15 protein-coding genes and 4 pseudogenes are annotated in these 20,934 nt (G+C 72.3%); 8 read left to right on the forward strand and 11 right to left on the reverse strand.

The window, feature by feature from the left end; genetic code table 11:
- Positions 1-181: 181 nt before the first annotated feature.
- The 4 genes and pseudogenes from ACWD0A_RS20645 to ACWD0A_RS20660 all read right to left on the reverse strand — a co-directional run.
- Positions 182-1,453 (reverse strand): vWA domain-containing protein, encoded by a 1,272-nt coding sequence (locus tag ACWD0A_RS20645; RefSeq protein ID WP_451300272.1) that lies wholly within the window; start codon positions 1,451-1,453, stop codon positions 182-184.
- A gap of 143 nt (positions 1,454-1,596) precedes the next feature.
- The gene (locus tag ACWD0A_RS20650) at positions 1,597-2,910 is read right to left on the reverse strand and encodes an AAA family ATPase (RefSeq protein ID WP_451300074.1); all 1,314 of its coding nucleotides are present in this window, start codon (positions 2,908-2,910) and stop codon (positions 1,597-1,599) included.
- Between the two features lie 132 nt (positions 2,911-3,042).
- Complete coding sequence (locus ACWD0A_RS20655) at positions 3,043-4,587, reverse strand: hypothetical protein (protein ID WP_451300076.1); 1,545 nt, start codon at positions 4,585-4,587, stop codon at positions 3,043-3,045.
- Positions 4,588-4,748: 161 nt separating this feature from the next.
- Positions 4,749-5,014 (reverse strand): annotated as a pseudogene (locus ACWD0A_RS20660) (RidA family protein); the annotation flags it as partial.
- Here ACWD0A_RS20660 and ACWD0A_RS20665 point away from each other — a divergent pair.
- Positions 5,003-5,167, forward strand: a pseudogene (locus ACWD0A_RS20665) (IS630 family transposase); the annotation flags it as partial. The pseudogenes ACWD0A_RS20660 and ACWD0A_RS20665 sit on opposite strands and share 12 nt — an antisense overlap.
- Before the next feature lie 99 nt (positions 5,168-5,266).
- Here ACWD0A_RS20665 and ACWD0A_RS20670 read toward each other — a convergent pair.
- The gene (locus tag ACWD0A_RS20670) at positions 5,267-5,932 is read right to left on the reverse strand and encodes a hypothetical protein (RefSeq protein ID WP_451300078.1); all 666 of its coding nucleotides are present in this window, start codon (positions 5,930-5,932) and stop codon (positions 5,267-5,269) included.
- 287 nt (positions 5,933-6,219) lie between these two features.
- On the opposite strand from ACWD0A_RS20670, the gene ACWD0A_RS20675 reads away from it, so the two are divergent.
- Together ACWD0A_RS20675 and ACWD0A_RS20680 are read left to right on the forward strand one after the other, a co-directional pair.
- Positions 6,220-6,441 carry a hypothetical protein gene (locus ACWD0A_RS20675; RefSeq protein ID WP_451300080.1) on the forward strand — a complete coding sequence of 74 codons (222 nt, stop codon included), beginning with the start codon at positions 6,220-6,222 and terminating at the stop codon, positions 6,439-6,441.
- Positions 6,442-6,592: 151 nt separating this feature from the next.
- Positions 6,593-7,921 (forward strand): pyridoxal phosphate-dependent aminotransferase, encoded by a 1,329-nt coding sequence (locus ACWD0A_RS20680; protein WP_451300082.1) that lies wholly within the window; start codon positions 6,593-6,595, stop codon positions 7,919-7,921.
- Positions 7,922-7,986: 65 nt separating this feature from the next.
- Here the strand turns inward: ACWD0A_RS20680 and ACWD0A_RS20685 are convergent, their stop codons facing one another.
- The 5 genes and pseudogenes from ACWD0A_RS20685 to ACWD0A_RS20705 all read right to left on the reverse strand — a co-directional run bounded on the left by ACWD0A_RS20685 (position 7,987) and on the right by ACWD0A_RS20705 (position 13,974).
- Positions 7,987-9,276 carry an ATP-grasp domain-containing protein gene (locus ACWD0A_RS20685; protein WP_451300084.1) on the reverse strand — a complete coding sequence of 430 codons (1,290 nt, stop codon included), beginning with the start codon at positions 9,274-9,276 and terminating at the stop codon, positions 7,987-7,989.
- Positions 9,273-10,619: an MFS transporter gene (locus tag ACWD0A_RS20690; protein ID WP_451300086.1), complete on the reverse strand. Its 1,347-nt coding sequence runs from the start codon at positions 10,617-10,619 to the stop codon at positions 9,273-9,275. Before ACWD0A_RS20690 ends, ACWD0A_RS20685 begins: the two co-directional genes overlap by 4 nt.
- Positions 10,620-10,704: 85 nt before the next feature.
- On the reverse strand, positions 10,705-12,348 hold the full coding sequence (locus ACWD0A_RS20695; protein ID WP_451300088.1) for an amino acid--tRNA ligase-related protein: 1,644 nt from the start codon (positions 12,346-12,348) through the stop codon (positions 10,705-10,707).
- 435 nt (positions 12,349-12,783) lie between these two features.
- Positions 12,784-13,054, reverse strand: a pseudogene (locus ACWD0A_RS20700) (hopanoid C-3 methylase HpnR); the annotation flags it as partial.
- Between the two features lie 359 nt (positions 13,055-13,413).
- Complete coding sequence (locus tag ACWD0A_RS20705) at positions 13,414-13,974, reverse strand: NAD(P)H-dependent oxidoreductase (RefSeq protein ID WP_177149017.1); 561 nt, start codon at positions 13,972-13,974, stop codon at positions 13,414-13,416.
- A gap of 111 nt (positions 13,975-14,085) precedes the next feature.
- Here ACWD0A_RS20705 and ACWD0A_RS20710 point away from each other — a divergent pair, with 111 nt between their 5' ends.
- The 3 genes and pseudogenes from ACWD0A_RS20710 (at position 14,086) to ACWD0A_RS20720 (ending at position 15,980) form a co-directional block, all read left to right on the forward strand.
- Positions 14,086-14,748, forward strand: coding sequence for a TetR/AcrR family transcriptional regulator (locus tag ACWD0A_RS20710; RefSeq protein ID WP_451300090.1), 663 nt, complete (start codon positions 14,086-14,088; stop codon positions 14,746-14,748).
- Positions 14,749-14,918: 170 nt separating this feature from the next.
- Positions 14,919-15,506 (forward strand): annotated as a pseudogene (locus tag ACWD0A_RS20715) (SulP family inorganic anion transporter); the annotation flags it as partial.
- Positions 15,507-15,644: 138 nt separating this feature from the next.
- Positions 15,645-15,980: a YnfA family protein gene (locus tag ACWD0A_RS20720; RefSeq protein WP_451300092.1), complete on the forward strand. Its 336-nt coding sequence runs from the start codon at positions 15,645-15,647 to the stop codon at positions 15,978-15,980.
- A gap of 110 nt (positions 15,981-16,090) precedes the next feature.
- Here ACWD0A_RS20720 and ACWD0A_RS20725 read toward each other — a convergent pair whose 3' ends face one another.
- A complete protein-coding gene (locus ACWD0A_RS20725) occupies positions 16,091-18,157 on the reverse strand; it encodes a SpoIIE family protein phosphatase (protein WP_451300094.1) in 2,067 nt (688 codons plus the stop codon).
- Positions 18,158-18,774: 617 nt separating this feature from the next.
- On the opposite strand from ACWD0A_RS20725, the gene ACWD0A_RS20730 reads away from it, so the two are divergent.
- Positions 18,775-20,223 (forward strand): alkaline phosphatase PhoX, encoded by a 1,449-nt coding sequence (locus ACWD0A_RS20730; protein ID WP_451300096.1) that lies wholly within the window; start codon positions 18,775-18,777, stop codon positions 20,221-20,223.
- Positions 20,224-20,350: 127 nt separating this feature from the next.
- A complete protein-coding gene (locus tag ACWD0A_RS20735) occupies positions 20,351-20,929 on the forward strand; it encodes a carbonic anhydrase (RefSeq protein ID WP_451300098.1) in 579 nt (192 codons plus the stop codon).
- Positions 20,930-20,934 lie beyond the last annotated feature (5 nt).

Consider the following 20,934-nt stretch of genomic DNA (forward strand, 5'->3'; position numbering starts at 1 on the left):
GCCACTCGGTCCAGCCGGGACCGCCCGGCCTCTCCTCGGTCCAGCGCACGATGCCGCCGCCCACGGCGGCGTAGGCGGCGAGCCGCCCGTCGGTGGGGCAGATGCCCCCACACCCCCGGAGTGCGCCGGCTTCGCGCCGCGGGGTCCCCGCCGGGTGGCGATGCCGTGCCACCGCGCTCTCTCAGCCGATGGTGACGACACGCGCCCAGGACGGCGGGGTGTCCGGGACGTAGTCGGGGTTCTCCTCGGACACGGCGCGGACGGGACGGGGGAAGAGACCGACGACGGTGCGGCAGGGCGGCTGCGCGGAGGGCCACGACGTCTGACCGTCCGTCAGGGCGACGATCACGTCCGGTCGGGGCCGGGAGCGGAGCGCCCGGGCGAAGCCGGAGCGCAGATCCGTTCCTCCGCCGCCGACCAGCTCGATGTTCTCGGCGCGGCAGAGCGGGACGGCCACCCCGGCCGCCGCGTCGCAGGAGATCACCGAGACCAGGTCGCGCCGCCCGCCCACCGCCCGCGAGATCGCCGCCACCTCCAGCAGCGCGCTGCCCAGCTCGGCGTCGCTCACCGACCCGGAGGTGTCGATCACGACGCAGACCCGGGGCGGCGTTCGGCGCAGGCTGGGCAGCAGCACCCCGGGGACACCGGCCGAGCGCCGGGACGGACGCCGGTAGCTGTGGTCCTCGCCCACCCCGGGCGCACCCGCCGCCGAGCGGACCGCCGCCCCCAGCAACTGCCGCCACGGCTGTGGTGGATGGAACGCCTCGTCCGCCCACCGGCGCCACCCCTCCGGAGCGTCGCCCGGCCGGCCCTTGATCCCCTCGGCGACCCGGAAGCGGACCGCGTCCCGCTGCTGCCTGCTCAGCCCGTGTGCCCCGTCGGGCCCCAGCTCCCACGGCCGGTCCTGCCCGTCGGCACCACTGCCGCAGTCCAGCCAGGCCAGGTCCGCGGCGAGCCCGGACATCGACGCCGTCCGCAGGTACTCCTCCATCAGCCGCCCGTCGGGCAGCCGCAGCAGCGACGGCAGCACCGCCCCGGCAGGCAGGGGCAGACCGTCACCGTAGATGTCGTCGTTGATCTCGAAGTCGGCGGCGATGTTCCGCCGCAGCCTCTCCCAGCCTTCGGCCGAGGGGACCCTCCCCCTGCCTCCGGCGGGGGCACCCCCACTCTCGCCTCGCTCGCCCGGCCCGTGCTCCGCGTGCTCCCGCGCATACCGCTCGCCGCGCCCGTGGTGGTCCCGGAGCAGATGGGAGACCTCGTGCACCCAGACGCCCGCCAGCTCCTCCACCGGGGTGCGCTCCACGAAGCCGGGGGAGACGTAGCAGCGCCAGTGCGCGTCCACCGCCATCGTCGGCACCGACCGGTCCTCCACCACGTGCAGCGCGAAGAGCGCGGCGGCCAGGTAGGGGCGGACCTTCACCGCGTGCAGCCGGGCGGCCAGCAACTTCTCCATGTCCAGCGGGAGTCCGGGCCGGCCGTCCGGCCCGCCGGAGCCGGCCGGCGAGCCCGGCACGGTGGCCCGCACCGGGCGCGGCGGCGCGGGCGGGGACATCGGGCGCGGCACCGGGCGCGGCCCCCGGCGCTTCGCGGCCCCTGTCATCGGCGCGACCCCGTCGGACGCCCGGCGTCGGCCGCCGCCGCGGCCCGCCCCACCGACCGGTCCGCCCGCCGGGCGAGACCGACCACACCGGCCAGCCGCTCCACCGCCTCCGGTACCTCCCAGTCGTCGCGCCGCAGCGAGGCCAGCGCCGATGCCGGGGCGACCAGCAGGTCCGGGGCACCGGTCTCCAGCGCCCGGACCAGCACCGCCCACCCCGCCTCCCACCGCTCCCGCTCCGGCCGCGCCCCGACGGCGGCCACGACCGCCTCCAGCGCGGCCTGACGCAGATCGCCCCGCACCGGCAGCTCGGCGGAGGCCGGATCGGCCAGCAGCGTCTCCGGGTCCGGCAGGTCCATCCGGTCCAGATGGGCGAGGAGTTCGAGCCCCGGCCCGTCCCCCACCGCACCGCGCACCAGCAGCGCCAGCACCTCCCGGGAGACGGAGGCCGCCGTGCCGAAGGCCAGCAGGGTCAACGCAGCCTCCCAGCTCCGGGGCGAGGGCCAGGCACCGCCGCGCCGCGTCTCGGTGTTCGGCAGCCGGTGGATCAGTGTCGGCCGGGCTTCCAGGAAGCCGCAGACCGCGCGCCGGGCGAAAGCCACCGCCTCCGAAAGCCGCTCCGGCACCAGCCGGGGCAGCTCCGCACGGGGCCAGACCCCGCCCAGCCCGCGCACCACCACCTCCCGGTCGTGCACCCAGTACAGATGCACGAACCGGTTGGCCAGCGGCGGGCTCAGCTCCCACCCGTCCGCCGCCGACGCGCGCGGATTGGCGGCGGCCACGATCCGCACCCCCGGCGGCAGTTGCAGCGCACCGACCCTCCGCTCCAGGACGACCCGGAGCAGCGCGGCCTGGACGGCCGGGGTGGCGGTGGAGAGTTCGTCCAGGAAGAGCAGCCCCCGCCCGGCCCGCACGAGCTCCACGGCCCACTGCGGCGGCGCCATCGGCACCCCCTGCACCGCCGGGTCGTCGCCCACGACGGGCAGCCCGGAGAAGTCGGACGGTTCGTGGACGCTGGCGATCACGGTCGTCAGCGGCAGGTCGAGGGAGGCGGCGAGCTGCGTCAGGGCAGCGGTCTTGCCGATGCCCGGCTCGCCCCAGAGCAGTACCGGCAGGTCGGCCGCGACGGCCAGGGTGAGCGCCTCGAGCTGTTCGTCGGGGCGCGGCTCGGTGGTGTTCTGCCGCAGGAGGGTCAGGAGGTCGTCGGCGAGGGCGAGTTGGGGGCGGGATGCGGATGCGGATGTGCCGGCGGTGGTGGGTGCGGACGTGCCGGCGGCCGGAACCGGGGCGGGCAGGAGGGTATGGGAGGTCATGGGCATCACCTGGGGTGGGATATAGGGAACGGGACGGCCCGTCCGGGATGTCGTGGGGCGCGGAAGGCGCAGTGCGAGCGGACTTGGGGTGGGGGTTGGGGGGGTGGGGTGGCCGGTCAGCCGGTCAGCCGGTCAGCCGGTCAGGCCGGTGCGGGGCCGGGCCCGGCTGCTCCGCTTGCGACGCACCGCGAGAGGCGTACGGCGGTCGAGCCGGGGACGGTGGCCGGCGTCCGCGTGTCCGACGCCCGAGGCGTTCCCGCCCCCTGCCCCACCGGCACCGGGGTGCACGGCGACCAGCCCCGAGCGGAAGAGCCCGTGGTCGATGCGGCGCGCCGCGGCCGACTCCAGCTCCTCCCGGAGCGGCCCGTCGCGCAGGATCGCACCGGGGCCGAGCAGCCCTTCGACCACGGCCAGCGCCCCGGCGACGTCACCGTGGCCGAGCCGCTCCCGGACCGCGGGCAGTGCCTCCGGGTTGCGGTGCACCGCGTCGATCGCCCGCAGACAGGGCAGCGCCGGGCCGCCGAGCGCCACCAGCAGTTCTTCCCGGCGCAGTTGGGCCGCGTCGTGATCGATCGCCGTCAACACACCGTCCCGCAGCGCGATCCGGTGGACCTCGCCCCGGCATTCCACCCGGTGCGGATCGCCGGGCTCGGGGGCGGCGCCGGCCGCCGGTGCCGAGCCGTACGCCGCCACGTAGCCGGACGCCGTCAATGCCGCGGCGACGAGCGGATGCAGCCGGTCGGCCGCGACCAGCCCGGCCCGCAGCAGCTCCAGGTCCGGAAGGACCCGGACGGCCGCCTCTGGCAGCACCGGCAGCGCCGCGACCTCCTGGGGCGGGAGCGCCTCCCTCAGCGGCCGGAACGTCGGGGCATGGCTGTCGTCGGGGGCGACGAGTTCGAGCACGGCGCGGCTCCGCGCACCGAGCCGCACGGTGAAGGCCCCGCGAGGGCGGCCCTCGGCCCGCAACAGCAGTTCCGCCTCGGCGGCCCAACATGCCGACACCCACGAGTCGTCGTGGACGGTGGGCCGAGCGGGCCGATCCGGCAGATCTGGCGCATACAGCAGACCCATCGGGCCAGGCCGGCCGGGTGCGCGGGGCCGGTCGGGCGGCCCCATGGACGGTGTCCCGCCCGCACCGCACCGTCGCGCCAGCTCGCCGCTCCGCCCGGCGTCCCACAGATGCCGGTGCAGGTCGAGCCGGAAACGCCGGTCGGGATGCGGATGCGGGTGCTGAGGGTGCCCGGGGACACCGTTCCCCGACTCCTCCCACAGGGCCAGGGACATCCGCTGTCCGGCGTCCGCCCGGGCCGGCGGCGTCCGCACCACCAGTTGCAGCGGCGTGGCACCGGAACGCCCGTAACGGGCAAGGGAGATGGTGAGGCCGGGGCGGAGCCGCCCGTCAGGGGCGGTCCGGGGCATGTGCCAGCGGAGCAGATCCGGCGCCAGCCGACGCAGATCTGCACGGAGCCGGGTGACGAGATCGGTGCCGTGGCGGTCGCGCACGGCGCGCAGATCGAGATCGACGTCGATCCGGGCGGCGGCGCAGGCCCCCGCCCAGTCACCGACCGCACGCCGTGCGGTCGCGGTCTCGATCATGGACAGTGGCACGGCGTACTCGCGCACGCGCTGCCACATCAACAGGCGGGCCGGAATCGGATTCGCGAAGTGATGTGCCATCAGCACTCACCTTGCGCGAATGATTCCCCCAATCCGTACGAGGAGAAGTTCTTCATCCCCGGCATCATAAGCACCACGATGTGGATCTGTCAGTCCACTTCGACCGCCCGACCCCTCGGTCGGTGTGCTGCCCTGTCCGGAGGTCGCGACGCCCTGCCGAGTCACCAGGGGATGACGGCCAGGGCCTCCACCTCGAGCAGCAGTTCCCGTCGGAAGAGGGCGGCCACCTGACCTGCCGTGCCGGCCGGCGGACGCGCGGTGTCGACGTAGGCGTCGCGGGCGGCACGCACCTCCGGCAGGACGGCGATGTCGGTGACGTAGTAGGTGAGCTCGGCGACGTCCGCGAATGTGGCGCCACCTGCCGCCAGGCAACGCTGACCTGGCGCGCCTGGGCAGCGGCGTCGCCCTCGCCGACCACATGTCCCTTGCGTGCTCATCCTGGCTGCACCTCGTCGAGCGATGGTTCGCCGAACTCACCACCAAGCGGATACGACGAGGCGTCCACAGGTCCGTCCAAGCCCTGGAGAAGGGCGTCCGCAACTGGATCGCAGCCTGGAACACCGACCCGAAGCCCTACGTCAGAGCCGGGCTGGCACTCAGCCGACGACAACCCGACTTCAACCTCGATGTGGCGCCGGCCGGGCAGGACGCACCGGCCGCCGTGCACCGCGCCTCGATGTCAGCGTCGCTCGTCGGTGCGCCGAGGCGTGCACGCCGGCGCGGGCATCGGCATGTCCACCGCACGGGCCAGGGCGGCGGTGACGGGGACGACGTAGCCAGGGAGACGGACGGCTGCCCAACCGGCGGCCAGCTGGAGGAAGTCGGCCAGATCGCGCTGGGCGCCCGCGAGCAGGCGGCGCAGTTCGGTGACGGACACTTCGATCACGGGACTGTCGTCCCGCTCCGCGTCGACGGTCAGCCGGACGACATCGCCGACGCGTTCGGCAAGCGGGCTCGGGTCGTGGCCGAACCAGCCGGAGCCGCCGTCACCGTCGAGGACGCCGAACCATTCGCGCCAGTCCTCGAGCCCGCTGCAGCAACCCGGTACCAGGGTGGCCCCGATGGCGGTGTCGGTGATGCGCAGGCCCCCGGACGCGAAGAGCGGGTCCATGGTGAGCAGTCCGTGCAGAAAGCTTCCGAGCGGGTCGCCGGGGTGCGGCGGGCGGTCGTCGTGCTCCGGATCGATGTCGTTGCACGCGGCGATACGCATCACCGCCGTGCCGACCTGAGCCGCGTCGAGCGCACCGTTCAGCGGCAGGAAGCCGTACGGCTCGGAGTCGGCCACCGGCCAGAGGTCGAAACCCGCGGGTACGTACGTCTCCAGGACGGGCTGCAAGGCGATCACCCGGAGAGTGTGCGGCACGTCCCGACCGCGCCGCATCCGGATTTCGGTCGGCTCCCGTGGCCACCTCCTCGCGTCCGCGGTCGAAGGGAGGACCGGCACCACGGCGAGGAAGGTCATGTCCGGCGGGGAGGTCCAGACGCCCGCCAAGGGGGTGATGACGTATCCATCATGACAGGTCAGCGAGGGTTTTCGTAGGACGAACGGCATAGCCCCGGGAGCCTTGTTGGCCGCTGTCCGCGGCTCGCAGAATCACAGGGCGGACCGGCCATGCCGAGAACATCCGTTCGGTGTTCTCCTGGGAGAGGCGCACTCACCTCATTCTTGAACCTCTCCGGCCCCTGTTCGACGAAGGAGTCGTTCTCGCACGCCGACTGGCCGAGACGGACGAGTACGCAGGCCGGGCCGTGCTCGCCAGAGCGCTGACGGACAGGTCCACGCTCCTCGTCGCCGCAAAGCGGTACGCGGAGGCGCGGGACGACTTCCTGGAGGCGACCGGACCGCGCGGCTGACGGCGGCAGCACGCCCGCGTCCGCCCTCGCGTGAGCCCGCGTCGGTGACCGGCCCCGACCAGGCCCGGAGTTGAACGCCGGGGCCGGGACGGACGTACCTGTGGGCGGCCGTGCGATCCGTGCGGCCGACCACAGGCAGGGGAGGCACGTCTTGGCCGGCAGCAACGTCACGGCGCTGTTCCGCGCGTCCACCGCGCACAGCCCGTCCTACTTCTCCCTGAACAGGGCGGGTGGCGGCGCCGAAGAGATCCTCGACTTCTGCATCCCCTGCAACCCGTACTTCCCCACACCCGCCATGTTCGACGAACTCGGCCGGGGACTGCGCGAGATCCTCACCTACTACCCGAGCAGCGCCGACACCATCATCGGCGAGCTCTGCCGGCTGCTGGGCCTCAACCCGCAGACCGTCGCCATGGGCAACGGCTCCACCGAACTGATCACGTGGATCGACCACCTGCTGGTGCGCGAGTCCCTGGCCGTGCCCGTACCGACCTTCGGCCGCTGGACCGACCAGCCGATGGAGACCGGCAAGCGCGTCGACATGCTGCTCCTGCCGGAGGCACGCGGGTTCGCCCTCGACCCCGCAGCCTTCGTGCAGTTCGTCCGGAGCAGAGGCTCGCGCGCCGCCGTCGTCTGCAACCCGAACAACCCCGACGGCGGAATGCTGTCCAAGCAGCAGGTCGTGTCCCTCCTCGACCAGCTGCAGGACCTGGACCTCGTCGTCGTCGACGAGTCGTTCCTCGAATTCGCCGAGGGAGGCCAGGAGGCGAGCGTCGCCGCCGAGGCCGTGCTGCGGCCCAACGTGATCGTGCTGCGCAGCCTCGGCAAGAACTTCGGCCTGCACGGAGTGCGCTTCGGCTACCTGGTGGCCAACCCGGCCCTCGCCACGCGCGTCCGGGGCGCCCTGCCGAAGTGGAACCTCAACTCCTTGGCGGAGACCGTCGTCTTCATGCTGGCCGAGCACCGCGAGGAGTACGCGCAGAGCCTGCGCCAGGTGTGCCGCGACCGGCAGGAGATGATCTCGCGGCTCTCCCAGGTGCCGGGCCTGACCGTCTACCCGTCCCAGGGCAATTTCGTCTACGTCCGCCTGCCCGAAGGCGCGGACGGACAGGTCCTGCGGGACCGGCTGCTCGCGGAACACGGCGTCCTGGTCCGCGAATGCGGCAACAAGATCGGCAGCTCCAGCCGGTTCGTACGCCTCGTCGTGCGCCCCGACCCCGATGTGGTGCGGCTCGTCTCGGCGATGGAACTGGTGCTGTACGGGCAGCAGACCCCCGTCCAGACACCCCCGCCCTGGCCGGAGCCGGTGCGTCCGATGCTCGCGCAGGCCGGCCCGCTCGCCCTCGCCCAGCAGCCCCTCGCCGCCCAGGGCCTCGTCCCGGCAGACGGAGGCGGCCGGCCCGCCGTCCAGGCCGGGGCCATGGCGGCGGGCTACACCTCCGGCACCGCCGCCGTCGACCGCCTGATCGCCCCGAGCTGACCACCCCGGGGAGCCGGAGAGGCCCGCCGTCCGGTCCGGACGGCGGGCCCGGGGCGCACCGCGCCCTACGCGTAGGCGAACGGCTGGTACTCGGCCAGCAGCCTGAAGTCCCGGTACAGCGCGTCGAAGTCACGGTTCCACACCAGGAACGTGCCGCCCACCGTCACCAGGTCCGAGGTGCCGTCGACCCGGTCACCGGGGCGAACCGTCCACCGCATCTCGTACGAGCTGTCGATCTTCGGCTCCAGCCGCTCGCCGACCACTCCGGCGCGCAGCGGCATGCACGCGTCGAAGCAGTACACCTGCTCGCCCTCCCACCGTCGGCTGCGGACACCGCTCTCGATGCCGAACGCGACGTTCACCAGGGCCTCGCCGTAGTGGCGCTGCATCGCGGCCAGACCCGACATGCCCTTGAAGCGCGCACCGACCTCCAGGAACACCAGCTCGTCGTCCCCGGTGAGGAACAGCTCCAGATGCGAGGCGCCGTCCGGCCTGCCCAGGGCGTCCAGGGCCTTGCCGGCGAAGGCGACCATGCGCGCCACGCGCGGGTCGTCGTCGAGCAGGTTGATGTCGGCGTTGACCCGGCCGCCGGCCACGTCCGCCGAGTTCACCAGGTACTCGGTGACACCACCGAAGACGGTCTTCCCCGCCGCCGAGATGATGTTGACGCTGTAGATGCGGCCGTCGATGAACTCCTCGTACTCGTACGCCCGTCCCAGCTCTCCGTCCTCGGGAAGCGCCGCGAAGTCGTCGTAGCTCTCCACGGTGACGACGCCGATGGAGCCCGCGGAGTCGGTCGGCTTGAGCACGAACGGCAGCCCGACCCGGCCGGTGATGTGGTCGAAGTGGGCACGGACGCCCGCCCGGTGCCGCTCCGGCTCCCAGGAGCCGAACGCCGGCGCGCGCACGCCCGCCGCCGCCACCCGCCGCTTCATCTCCAGCTTGTCGAGGAAGGGGATCACATCGGCGGGGTACGGCCCCGAGAGCCCGAGCCGCTCGCGGATCTCCGCCGCGCCCAGCACGTTCTGCTCCAGATACGTGTGGACGGTCAGCCCGTCCCGGCTCGTGCCCCGCAGCAGCGCGGCGACGATCTCCGTCCCCGCGTCCACGTCGATCTGCGGGGTGAGGAGCGGGGACGGGTCGGCCTCCGCCGTCGGCACGACATGGACCTCGTCGAACCAGCCGCGCCACTCGTCGGTGAGGTGGGCGGCGTCGGGCGTGGAGAAGATCCCGACGAGCCGTACGGACTCAGGGTCCTCGAACAGGGCGGGGTCGAACGCCTCGAGGCCCCGGGTGCCGATGAACACGGCGGTGTGCGGTGCGGCGTGCGCGGGGGCCAAGTCGGCGGCGGTCATGCCGTTTCCTCCTTCGTGGGACGCCCCGCGGCCGGGGCGGTCACCGATACGAGCGGGCGGGCGGGCAGGGTGCCCGCGGGGCGGGAAGAGCCGGGCTCCGGGGAGCCGGGGGCGGTGCGCTGCCGGCGGCGCAGGGCGGCGTACTCCCAGCCCGCGACGAGCAGCACGATCACGGCCACGTCGATGCCGATGGCCCATTCGACGCCGATGGTGTCCATGCCGAGCGAGAAGGCGAAGCCGGCCAGCGCCATGAGGCTGTAGTAGACCGCCGTCAGCAGCCCGACCACCGAGGACACCCGGCTGTCGGGGGAGTGGGCGATCAGCCGCTTGTACTGGTGGGCCCAGACGACCTCACCGGCGAAGACCAGCAGCACGAACACCGCGAGCGCGGGCCCGAGACCGCCGCGTGCCAGTGGCAGCACCGCGTACATGAGGGCCGCGAAGCCGACGAGGGCCACGGTGAGACGCGCCTGCAGGCGCTCCGGCACCATCCCGCGCCGGCTCAGGTACTGGTAGACGAAGACGCCCGCGAACACCGCGAGCCACTCGGCGGTGAAGAAGACCGCCATACCGGACCGGCCCATGCCGAACCAGAGCTCGGGCACCGCGGTGATCAGCACCTCGTACGTCGCCTGGAGCGCGGTGACCGCGAGAACGATGTAGAAGAAGGCGGAGGAGATCACGGGGCTGCGGGCGATGAGGACGGCGGCCGAGCGCAGGTTGGCGACGACGTTCTCCCTGACTCCGGCGCTCTCCCGCCGTGCCGCCTCGATGCGCCGCCGGTTGGGCCGCACCAGCGCGAACAGCGCGGCCGACAGCAGGAACGTCGCCACGTCCAGGAGCACGACCGTCCGCAGATCGACGAAGCGGAGGATGAAGCTGCCCACCGCTCCGGCCGCGGCGATGGCCAGGAAGAGACTGGAGTTGAAGACCGTCGAGTAGGTGTCGGTCTGCTCCTCGTCGAAGAACTGCACCAGCGCCTTGACCCGGGCCGCGTTCACCGCGCTGCCCAGCAGGGCGCGGGCGAAGACCACGCCGACGGCGAGCGGGAACATCCGGGGCGACAGGGCGCTCAGGAAGAGCAGGGTGACGGCGGCGGCCACCACGTTCAGCAGCACGAGAAGCCTGCGCGCGTCGGCACGGTCGATGTACCGGGTGGCGAGCAGGCCGACGAACAGGTTCGCGATCCAGTCGGCCGCGAAGACGGCCGAGGCGAGCGTGGCACTGCCGGTCTCGCCGTAGACGAACGCCACGTACGAGATCATCAGCAGCTTCGAGCCGAACAGCGAGACGAACGACGCGACGTAGGACAGAAGGAAGTTGCGGTTCAGGTAGACGCCCATGACACGGTCCTCGGTAGGCGTGCGGACGGGGCCCGCCGGCGTCGGCGCGCTGCGGGCCCCGCTGCTCACACAGCTGAAGCGGCGGTCACGGGCGGTGGACGCTCTCGGGCCACTTCTTGTCCTCGCCCACCCGCGACACCAGCGGGATGTCCCGGATGTCGTCGTGGTTGAGGACCCACATCAGGAACCGCTCGAGACCCATGCCGAAACCGGAGGTCCGCATGGGCAGTTCCTGCTTCATCTCGGCGTACCAGGCGTAGTCGCGCTCGGGCACCTGGTGCATCACCAGCGCCTTGCGGATCTGCTCGGCGTTGGAGTGGCGCTCACCGGAGCCGACGACCTCGCCCATGCCGAAGAACAGGTCCGCGTTGGCCGCGGTGCGCTGCTCCTCGTCGCCGAAGGCCTGGTAGAAGGGCACCGAGAGGTGGTCGAAGTGCGTGACCCACATGAACTCGTTGACCATCTCCATCAGCTTGTGCTCGCCGCGGCGGGTCAGCGTGCGCCAGGTGCCCTCGTCACGGACGCAGTCCTCCTCGCCCTCCAGGAGGGAGACGGCCTCCTCGAACGTGATCCGCGGGAAGTGGCCCTTGTACTCGGCCATGCGGCTCAGGTGCGAGGTGTCGCCGGCGGCGGCCGCGATGCGGTCGCCGTACGCCTCCAGGGCGGCCCCGGCGAGCGCCTTGACGTAGCCCTCGACGTAGTCGATCAGCTCGTCTATGCCGCCGGGGATCTCCGCCTCGCTGTGGCTGTACTGGTTCAGGTGCGTCGTGTCCGGCTCCTCGCCGCGGAACGACGGCATGATGTTGTAGCAGCCGCCGGGGGCGAGGCGCATGCCGTACTCGAGCATGAACTGGTTGGAGTCCGGCAGGTACGTGTCGACCCCGTTCACGGTGACCGGTACGGGCTCGGAGTCGCTGCCGAGGCCCGTCGGGCACGTGATGGTGCGGACCGTCAGCGGGAGGTAGAGCGCCTTGAGTCCGCGCGACGTCGCATACTCGGCCGTGGTCCTGTGGATCAGATCCTGAAGATCGGCCACGAGTTTGTACCACGGCGAATTGAGAGCCTTCAGGAATTCGCCGGGCTCATTTCCCCACGCGTTCGGCGGCCGGACGGCTGCGGGCTTGACGGAGGAAGTGGTCGTGGTGTCCAGAATCGTCATGTTTCCACTCCAGTTCAGCGGTGATCGACGGTGATCAGCAAATGCATCGGTAGCGTCCAGGGCGACCGCTTCGATACGCGGCCGGGCGATCGAGACGTAATCCTCGGAATTCAGCGCGACGGAAAGGTCGAGCCGGGCCGCGTTGAAGAAGATCTCCTCCTGCCGCAGCAGTTCCGGATCCACCACCGCTTCGAGATCGGGGTGGAACGAGAACGGCGTGATCGAACCGCACACCGCTCCCGCCAGCTCCTCGGCGGTGTCCCGCTGCGCGAAGGAGACGTCCTTGCCCCCGTAGAGGCGCCGGATCCCCTCCAGGTCCACGAGCCGGTCGCCGGGGACGACGGCCAGGACGTACCGGCTGCTGCGCTTCGTGATCTTCACGCGGACGACAATGCATTTGGCGGCCTGGTTCAACGGGTGTCCGCGCAGCCGGCTCGCGACGTCCGTACGGCCCTCCGGTGCGTGGTGCAGCAGCCGGAATCGTGCTCCCTCGCTCTCGAGGAGTTCCAGAATTCGCCCGCACACCCCGGTGTCATTGTTGAGGTCGAGGAGTTCGGATGGCGGAGCCATGTGATTTCCCCCATCTGGCGCCCAGGCGACCAATTGTTTGGCCGCCGAGTACGCGAATGACGGTAGGCGGGCGGTCACTTGGCCGAGAACGCGTGCCGGGTGACTTCATCAGGTTTCCGGCGGCCGCCGGTCGCGAGCCGGTGGAATCCCGGCCGCGCGGTACGCCGCCGACCTACGGTGGTTCGCCGGAAGCACCGGAGACGGTCACGGGTCACACCGAAAACGGGAGACGGATCCGAGAGTGCCGGCAGCGGGAACCGCGGGCCCGGCCCCATCGGCACCGCCGCCCGGCAGCGGCGCGGGCCGCGACGGTCGGCCTGTGACGGCGCATGCGGCGGCGAGCGCGCCGACGGCACCGGCCCCGAACTCGACGTGGTTCGGGGCCGGTGCGCAGTGGGGGCGTGACGGGGCCGTGCGTGGATGAACAGGTCCTGCCGGCCCGGCGGCGTGCTGGATGTCGAAGAGCGGTGGTCGCGGGTCGCCAGCCGGCGGCCTCGGTGTGCCAGATCTCCGTTCCCGGGTACGCCGTCGTCACCGTCAGGTGCACGATCTCCGGTACGGCGAGGGCGAATTCGCGGACGAGCCGGAAGCGTTCCGCGTCCCAGGCCGGGTCGACGATGAGGTTGATCGCGACCATCATGCCCACACGGCGCGCCGCCTCCAGCGCCCGGAGGTTGTCGTCGGGGCTCACGCGCCTGCGGGACAGGTGCTGTCGGGCAACGTCGGGGCGGGGCCGCGTCCGTCCGCGCAGACGATGGCGGGAACGTCCGTGAGTCCTCCGTCGCGGGCGGCCCGGAGCAGAGGCGCGACGGCAGGTTCCCCAGGTTCCCCCTCGCCGCGCACGATCGCGTCGACCGCGCCGCCGGCCTTCTGTCTCCTCGGCCCTGCCGTCCGTGGGAGCCAGGCCGTCGCCGACCGGTGTGCCCAGGTGACGGACGGCGCGGCGCTCAGGAGGATCCGTCCGGCGCGCCGGGGGCTGCGCGCGGGCGGCGGTGTGCGCGGGGAGCCGCGCCGACCCGGCGGCACGCGCGGTACGAGCACCGCGGTGCCGCCGGGTCGTGGGCGTCAGGCCGCGGCGGGAGCGGCCTGGGCGGTCACCTGCTGGATGACCTCGGTCAGGGAGGCCACCACCTCGGCGTCGTCGGCCGGGTGCGTCGCGGCGAAGCGCGTCACGGAACCGGGGATGGACAGCTTGACGTCCTCCAGCACCGCGGCACCCGCGATCCCAGCGGCCTTGCGGGCCTCGTCCTGCGCCCAGACACCGCCGTACTGACCGAAGGCGGTGCCGACGACGGCGACCGGACGGCCCGAGATGGCCCCGGCGCCGTACGGGCGGGACAGCCAGTCGATCGCGTTCTTCAGGACGGCCGGCATGGTGCCGTTGTACTCGGGCGAGAACAGCAGGAGCGCGTCGGCGCGGCCGGCGGCCTCGCGCAGCAACGCGGCGGCGGCCGGTACGGCGCCCTCGACGTCGATGTCCTCGTTGTAGAAGGGCACGTCCGCGAGTCCCTCGAAGATCTCGATGTCGACGCCCTCGGGAGCGTGCTTGACGGCCGCCTCGGCGAGCTGGCGGTTGTGCGAGCCGGCACGGAGGCTGCCGACCAGGGCGAGGATGCGAACAGACATGGGAACTCCTGAAGGCGCTGGGGAGAGTAAACCGGACCGAGGTCCGTTTACTGTTGTACCAGTTAACCGGACCGCGGTCCACTTCTCGGTTTTCCGGGCTACCCTGGAGGCATGACCGGCCGCCTCCCGTCCCTGCCCCTCCTTCCGCCCGGCGCCGACGGCGTGACCGTCGTGACGGAGCCCGCTCTCGGCCCGGTCGGCGGACCGCCGGCCCTGCGGGCGGACGCTGCCCGCAACCGCACGCGGCTCCTGGAGGCCGCCTCGGGGCTGGTCGCCGAGTGCGGGGCCGCGAACCTGACCATGGAGGGGCTGGCCGCCGCGGCCGGAGTCGGCAAGGGCACCGTCTTCCGGCGGTTCGGCGACCGGGCCGGCCTGTTCCTGGCCCTGCTCGACCACCGCGAGCGGCAGCTCCAGGCCGCCTTCCTGTCCGGCCCGCCGCCGCTCGGTCCCGACGCCCCGGCGGACGAGCGCCTGCACGCCTTCGGACCGGCCGTGCTGCGCCACGAACGCGACCACCACGAGGTGATCCTGGCCGCCCGGACGGACCCGGTCCGCCCGTACAGCGTGCCGGCGGCACGGCTGCGCCTGACCCACGTGACGATGCTGCTGCGCGCGACGGGCGCGGCCGGTGACGCCGAACTGATCGCGCACACACTGCTCGGCTACCTCGACACCGCCCTGGTCCACCACCTGGTCGCCGGACGAGGAATGCCGCTCGACCGCCTGGAGACGGGCTGGCACACGCTGGTCGACCGCCTGGCGCCGCCCCGCTGACACGGCGGAGGCCGTCGCGCCCGCCGATGGAATCGTCCCGGGTTCCGTACGCCGCAGGCGGTTCGGCGATCCCTTCGCCGTCCGGACCCCCGCCGGCCCGACCGGCCCCCGAAGACTTCCGGGCAACGACGCCCGACCCGCAGCCCGGGCTCCCCACGCCGGAGGCCGGGGGAGGCCGGGCTGTGCTCCGACAGACCCCCTGCCGAGTCCGGCCGTCGGGGATCGCGCCCCGCACGGAGCCCGGTACGACGCGTGCGCATCCAGCCGGTGGATGCGCGTGCCTGAACAGAAACGGTCGTCTCCGACATCCCCATGGCCGCGCTCGTCGCGGTGATGATCATGGTGTCGGTCGCCACCTTCGACTGGCACTCCGTCCGGCCGGCCACCCTCAAGCGCATGTCGGCCGGTGAGACCACGATCATGGTCGTCGCGGTCGCCGCCGTGGTCGCCACCCACAACCTGGCCATCGGCGTGGTGCTCGGCTCGGTCACCGCCATGGTGGTCTTCGCCAAGCGCGTCGCCCGCCTCGCCCACGTCTCGGCCGTGATCGACCCCGACGGCCCTACAAGGATGACCCGGACGACATCGTCAGCGACCTCACCGGCGCGCACATCTGGGACGCCTCCTCGGTCGCGGCGCTGGACGCGATCGGGGCCAAGTACGGCCGGCTGGGCACGAAGGTCACCGTCGTCGGCCTGAACGCGCCCAGCGCCGAGATGCGCGCCAGACTCGCCGGCCGGCTCGGCGCGGGCCACTGACGCGGGTCCGCGGCGTACGCCTGTCGGCCGGCCACGACCGCAAGGCGGTCCGGCCGGCCGACGTCATGCTGGAATGGCGCCCCGCCGCGTGACCCACCGCCCACCGGGCCCGCCCCACGACCGAAGGACGTACTCCCCGTGCTCGTCGCCCGCTCCGTCGCCCTGTTCGCCGTCGCCGCCCTCTTCGAGATCGGCGGCGCGTGGCTCGTGTGGCAGGGAGTGCGGGAACACCGCGGATGGATCTGGATCGGAGCGGGCGTGATCGCGCTCGGCCTGTACGGATTCGTCGCCACGCTCCAGCCGGACGCGAACTTCGGGCGCGTCCTCGCCGCGTACGGCGGCGTCTTCGTGGCCGGATCGATCGCCTGGGGCATGGCCGCCGACGGCTACCGCCCCGACCGCTTCGACGTCGCGGGCGCGCTGATCTGCCTCGCCGGCATGGCAGTGATCATGTACGCACCGCGAGGCGGCTGACGCCCGCCGCCTCGGCGTCGCCGACGGGCTGCGCACCATCGCCACCGATCGCTGAGCGTGCGCAGTCCGGGGGGCGCCCGGCCCCGTGCCGGGCAGGACGGGCGCGCGGCCTACCGGGCCCGGGCGACGAGGAGGGCGACGTCGTCGTGGTCGTCGGGGTGGCGCAGGCCGTACAGCAGGAGGTCGCAGACTTCCTCCAGGGGCCGCTGGGGTTCGTCGAGAAAGCCGAGGAGGACGTTCAGGCGGTCGTCGATGGAGTGGTGCCGGGTCTCGACGAGGCCGTCGGTGTAGAGGACCAGCAGGTCGCCGGGGCCGAAGTCGGCCGTGATGGTCTCGAACGGGATGCCGCCGACGCCGAGCGGGACTCCGGTGGGCAGTTCGAGCAGCGCGGGGACGTGGCCGGGGCGGGCCAGCGCGGGCGGCATGTGCCCTGCGTTGGCGATGCGGCACTGCCTCGTGCGGGGGTCGTACACGGCGTAGAGGCAGGTCACGATGTAGTGCTCCAAGTCGCAGGTGATCTTGTCCAGGTGCTGGAGGACGGCGCCCGGGTCGAGGTCGAGGTCTGCGTAGGCGCAGGTGGCGGTGCGCAGCCGGCCCATGGTGGCGGCGGCGTCGATGCCGTTGCCCATGACGTCGCCGACGACCAGCGCGGTCTTGTCGTCGCTCAGGGGGATGACGTCGTACCAGTCCCCGCCGACTTCACTGGTCGCCTGGGCGGGCTGGTAGCGGGAGGCGACTTCCAGTCCCGTGAGGTGGGGCGGGTGTTCGGGCAACATGCTGCGCTGGAGAGTGAGGGCCGTGTTGCGCACGCTCTGGAACCAGCGGGCGTTGTCGATGGCCACGCCGGCGCGGCCGGCCAGCTCACTGGCCAGTACGACGTCGTCCTCGTCGAACGGGAGCGGGTTGCGGGTGCGTTTGAGGTCCAGGGCGCCGAGCACCTCGCCGTGCGCGATCAACGGCACGGCGAGGTAGGAGTGGACGCCGGCGCGGGCCAGGAGCGCCGTGGCCTCGGCGTCACGGCCGATCCGCCGCAGATCGCGGTCGCCGACGTGGCGCACCAGCACCGGCCGCCCGGTGTGGACGCACAGGGTGACCAGGCGGTCGCCGTCGTAGGCGGCCAGGTCACCGAGAGGGTCGGCGGCGTCCAGAGCCACGGTGGGGTGGGCCGCTTTGAGGGCGAGGGCGCGGAAGAGCTCCGGACCGTCGTCCGGCCTGCTCGTGCGGCGGCAGGCAAGGGCGGAGTCGAGGACGTCCACGGCGACCACGTCGGCGAGCTCGGGGGCGGCGATCTCCGCCAGTTCCTGGGCGGTCCGCTCCACCTCCAGAGTGGTGCCCACGCGGGTGGAGGCGTCGGCGATGAGGGCCAGGCGCCGCCGCGCCCGGTCGGCCTCGGCGGCCGCGCGGTGCCGCTCGGTGACGTCGACGACCGAGGTGGCGGCACCCAGGACCCGCCCGCCGGGGTCCTCCAGCCGGTAGAAGGAGAGGGACCAGGCGTGCTCGTTGGCGGGGTCGGCCGGAGGGCGGCCCACGTGGTACTGGTCGAGCAGCGGGGTGCCGGTCGTGAGCACCTGACGCAGGGCCGACTCGATGGTGTCGATGTCGGGCAGGGGCAGCGCCTCCCTCAGGTGACGGCCGATGTGGTCCGCGGCTGGTATGCCGTCGATTCGCTCCAGTGCCGGGTTGACCAGGAGATACCGCAGGTCGGGGTCCATCAGGGCAAGCCCGATCGGGGACTGGTTGATCAGCCGCTCGCACAGGGCCAGATCGGTCTCGACGCGCTGGAGCAGGGCGTGATCGGCTGCGATGCCCAGGGCGTAGACATCTCCGATCTCGTCCAGCAGCCGCATGTTGCGGAACTCCACCAGGCGACTGCTGCCGTCCTTGTGCCGGACGGGAAAGGCGCCGGCCCAGCTCCGGCCGGTCTCGAGCACCTCCCCGAACAGACTGACCACAGCCTGCAGGTGCTCGGGGTGGATGAACAGGCGCGCTGCGTACTTGCCAAGGGCTTCTTCCGCGGTGTAGCCGAAGAGCTCCCCGGCCTGAGGGGTCCAGAACACGATGCGCCCCTCGGCGTCGACGACCACCGCGGCAACGCTGAGCACATCCAGAAGGCCGGTCGGCCGGGGCGGCTCGGGGCCGTACTCGTCACCGTGGGACCGGAAGGATTCGGCTGTCATCCCAGATCCTCCTCCACCGGCCCGCAGAACGTGCCGACCTCGGGGCCATCGGCGCACACGTGGGTTCTGACCACCGGCACTTCCATGCTGCCCCCGGCCGTCTGCCTCGCGCAGCCCGTTGGCCTGTCCCAACGGGGTGCGGCGCCGCTCGGCGGCTCCCCTGGCACGTCTGCTTCCCGGAACCTCCCGTCGGCCCTCCGCTCGGGGTGGGAGGGGTGGCGTTCGAGGCCGCCGAGATCGAGCTCGCCGAGAACAGTCTGCTCGGCCCTCTGCACCAACGGCCTCATCGAGGGAGCCGACCGCGCCATGGAACTGGGCATGTCCCGACTCGCGCATCGGTGGGGTGCTCGGTACCGGTACACGGCCGACGCAAAGATCATCCGGGCCGAACAGGAGATCCCGTGAACGGCAGGACTCCGCGTCGACCGGGGCGTGGTGTCCGGGCCCGAGCGGAACCTTGTCGAGATGAGAAACATGAGAACAGCACATTCATGACTTCTCTTCGACTTCCGCTGAGGTTCTTCCCGGCTGGCCAGCATGGCGGAGCGTCGCCGACCTCCCCTCGGTCGGCGCGCACAGCTCGCCGCTTCGCACACTCCGCCCATCCAGGAGACGAGATGCCGCTGAACCGCAGGGAATTGCTGAGCCGATCGGCGCTGGCCGGCGCCGGGGTCATGCTCATCGGCAGTGTGGAGGCACTGCTGACGGCGCCCGGTGCCGTCGCCGACACAGCCGCGACGGGCGGGGCCGTCGGCTACGGCCCGCTGGTCCCGGATCCCCAGGGCATCCTCGCCCTGCCCGAGGGCTTCTCCTACCGGATCCTGACCCGCACCGGCGTCACCACGCTGGAGTCCGGCCAGACCACGCCGAGCAACCACGACGGTACGGGCGCCTTCGCGGCCGGCGACGACGATGACGATGACGACGCCGTAACCCTGCTGGTGAACAACCACGAGATCGACGACCCGCTCGGTGTCGCCGAGCACCCCGTGCCGCACCTGGACGGCCTCGTCTACGACCCGGCGGCGGCCGGCGGCTGCACCGTCGTCGAGGTGGCCGACGACTCCGTGCGCGAATGGGTCGGCATCGCCGGCACCTCCACCAACTGCGCCGGCGGCGTCACCCCGTGGGGCACCTGGCTCACCTGCGAGGAGACCGAGGACAAGGCCGGCGTCAACGGCATGACCGAGGACCACGGCTACGTCTTCGAGGTCGACCCCCAGCACGGCAGCTCGGCCAATCTCGCCCCCAAACCGATCAAGGCTCTCGGCCGTTATGCGCACGAGGCGGTCGTGGTCGACTCCTACCGCGGCCACCTGTACCTCACCGAGGACGCCTCCAAGCCCAACGGCCTGCTCTACCGCTGGACCCCGCCGGTCGGTTTCACCCACGGTCCCGGCAAGCTGCGGGCCCTGGCCGACAACGCGGGCGTGCTGGAGGCGTTCAAGTGCTTCGATGCCGCCGGCCAGTACGTCGACGACCTCTCCCGCGCGACGAAGGTCGGCGCCGTGTACCGCGTGGACTGGGTGAAGGTCCCGGACCGCGACGCCGTCACCACCTCCGTGCGCAAGCAGTTCCTGGCAGGTGAGATCACCCGCTCCCGCAAGCTCGAGGGCATGTGGTGGGGCGACGGCGGCGCGTACTTCGTCTCCAGCTACGCCCGCGCCGAGAGCCCCGGCACCCCGCACGACGGCCAGGTGTGGTTCTACGACCCGCGCAGCAGCACCATCACCCTCAAGGTCCTGCTGGCGGTGAACACCGACGTGTCCCAGGACGGCGCCTACGACGGCCCGGACAACATCACCGTCTCCCCGTTCGGCGGCCTGGTGATCGCCGAGGACGGCGACGGTGTGTCGCACCTCTTCGGCGCCACGGCCGACGGCCAGACCTACCCGATCGCCCGGAACGAGCTCAACGTCGGCACCGCGGAGGCGCCGGAGTACAGCGAGTTCGCCGGTGTCACCTTCTCCGCCGACGGCAGGACGTTGTTCGCCAACATCCAGGACCCGGGCATCCTCGTCGCCATCACCGGCCCCTGGACGGGCGACGACGGCGACGACGACTAAAACCCTGTCCCCACCCCCGCTCCCCAAACCCCAACTCCCCTACGCCGTTCGACGGCAGCGGTTCAACGGCGTGCCGCTGCCGCCCCTCTCTCCCCGCAGTGCCAACTCTCCTCACCAGGAAGCTGACATGCAGCCCTTCATCGATCACGCACGCACCTTCCCCGCCTCCCGCGGTACCGAGCTGGGCGGCCTCGCCGCCGGGCAGTCGCCGTCCGTCCTGTTCATCACCTGCTCGGACTCACGGGTCGTCCCCTCCCTCATCACCGGTGCCGGTCCGGGCGAGCTCTTCGAACTGCGCACCGCCGGCAACATCGTCCCGTCGTACCACGCCGGCCCCACCTCCGAGGCCGCGACCATCGAGTACGCGATCGAGGTGCTCGGGGTCTTTGACATCGTGGTCTGCGGACACTCCCACTGCGGCGCCGTCGGCGCGCTCGTCCGCGGTGACGACCTGTCCGGCGTGCCCGCCGTCCGTGACTGGCTCGGCCACGCCGCCGAGAAGCCGGCCGGCGCGCAGGACGACCCACAGGTCGCCGAGGCCGTCCAGCACCACGTCCTGACGCAGGTGATGCGGCTGAAGTCCTACCCGAGCGTGGAGGCCCGCCTCCAGGACGGGAAGCTGGGGCTGCACGCCTGGTTCTACGAGGTGCACACCGGCACTGTGCTGGCGCACCGGTCCGAGTCCGACTCCTTCGAGACGCTGTGAGTGAT

The organism is Streptomyces sp. NPDC002867, from assembly GCF_053591895.1.

What these genes read in the sequence shown, in the direction of transcription:
- ACWD0A_RS20645 (WP_451300272.1), bottom strand. Translation starts at nt 1,453, where the DNA reads ATGGAGAAGTTGCTGGCCGCCCGGCTGCACGCGGTGAAGGTCCGCCCC.
- ACWD0A_RS20650 (WP_451300074.1), bottom strand. Translation starts at nt 2,910, where the DNA reads ATGACCTCCCATACCCTCCTGCCCGCCCCGGTTCCGGCCGCCGGCACG.
- ACWD0A_RS20655 (WP_451300076.1), bottom strand. Translation starts at nt 4,587, where the DNA reads ATGGCACATCACTTCGCGAATCCGATTCCGGCCCGCCTGTTGATGTGG.
- ACWD0A_RS20685 (WP_451300084.1), bottom strand. Translation starts at nt 9,276, where the DNA reads ATGACCGCCGCCGACTTGGCCCCCGCGCACGCCGCACCGCACACCGCC.
- ACWD0A_RS20690 (WP_451300086.1), bottom strand. Translation starts at nt 10,619, where the DNA reads ATGGGCGTCTACCTGAACCGCAACTTCCTTCTGTCCTACGTCGCGTCG.
- ACWD0A_RS20695 (WP_451300088.1), bottom strand. Translation starts at nt 12,348, where the DNA reads ATGGCTCCGCCATCCGAACTCCTCGACCTCAACAATGACACCGGGGTG.
- ACWD0A_RS20705 (WP_177149017.1), bottom strand. Translation starts at nt 13,974, where the DNA reads ATGTCTGTTCGCATCCTCGCCCTGGTCGGCAGCCTCCGTGCCGGCTCG.
- ACWD0A_RS20710 (WP_451300090.1), top strand. Translation starts at nt 14,086, where the DNA reads ATGACCGGCCGCCTCCCGTCCCTGCCCCTCCTTCCGCCCGGCGCCGAC.
- ACWD0A_RS20725 (WP_451300094.1), bottom strand. Translation starts at nt 18,157, where the DNA reads ATGACAGCCGAATCCTTCCGGTCCCACGGTGACGAGTACGGCCCCGAG.
- ACWD0A_RS20730 (WP_451300096.1), top strand. Translation starts at nt 18,775, where the DNA reads ATGCCGCTGAACCGCAGGGAATTGCTGAGCCGATCGGCGCTGGCCGGC.
- ACWD0A_RS20735 (WP_451300098.1), top strand. Translation starts at nt 20,351, where the DNA reads ATGCAGCCCTTCATCGATCACGCACGCACCTTCCCCGCCTCCCGCGGT.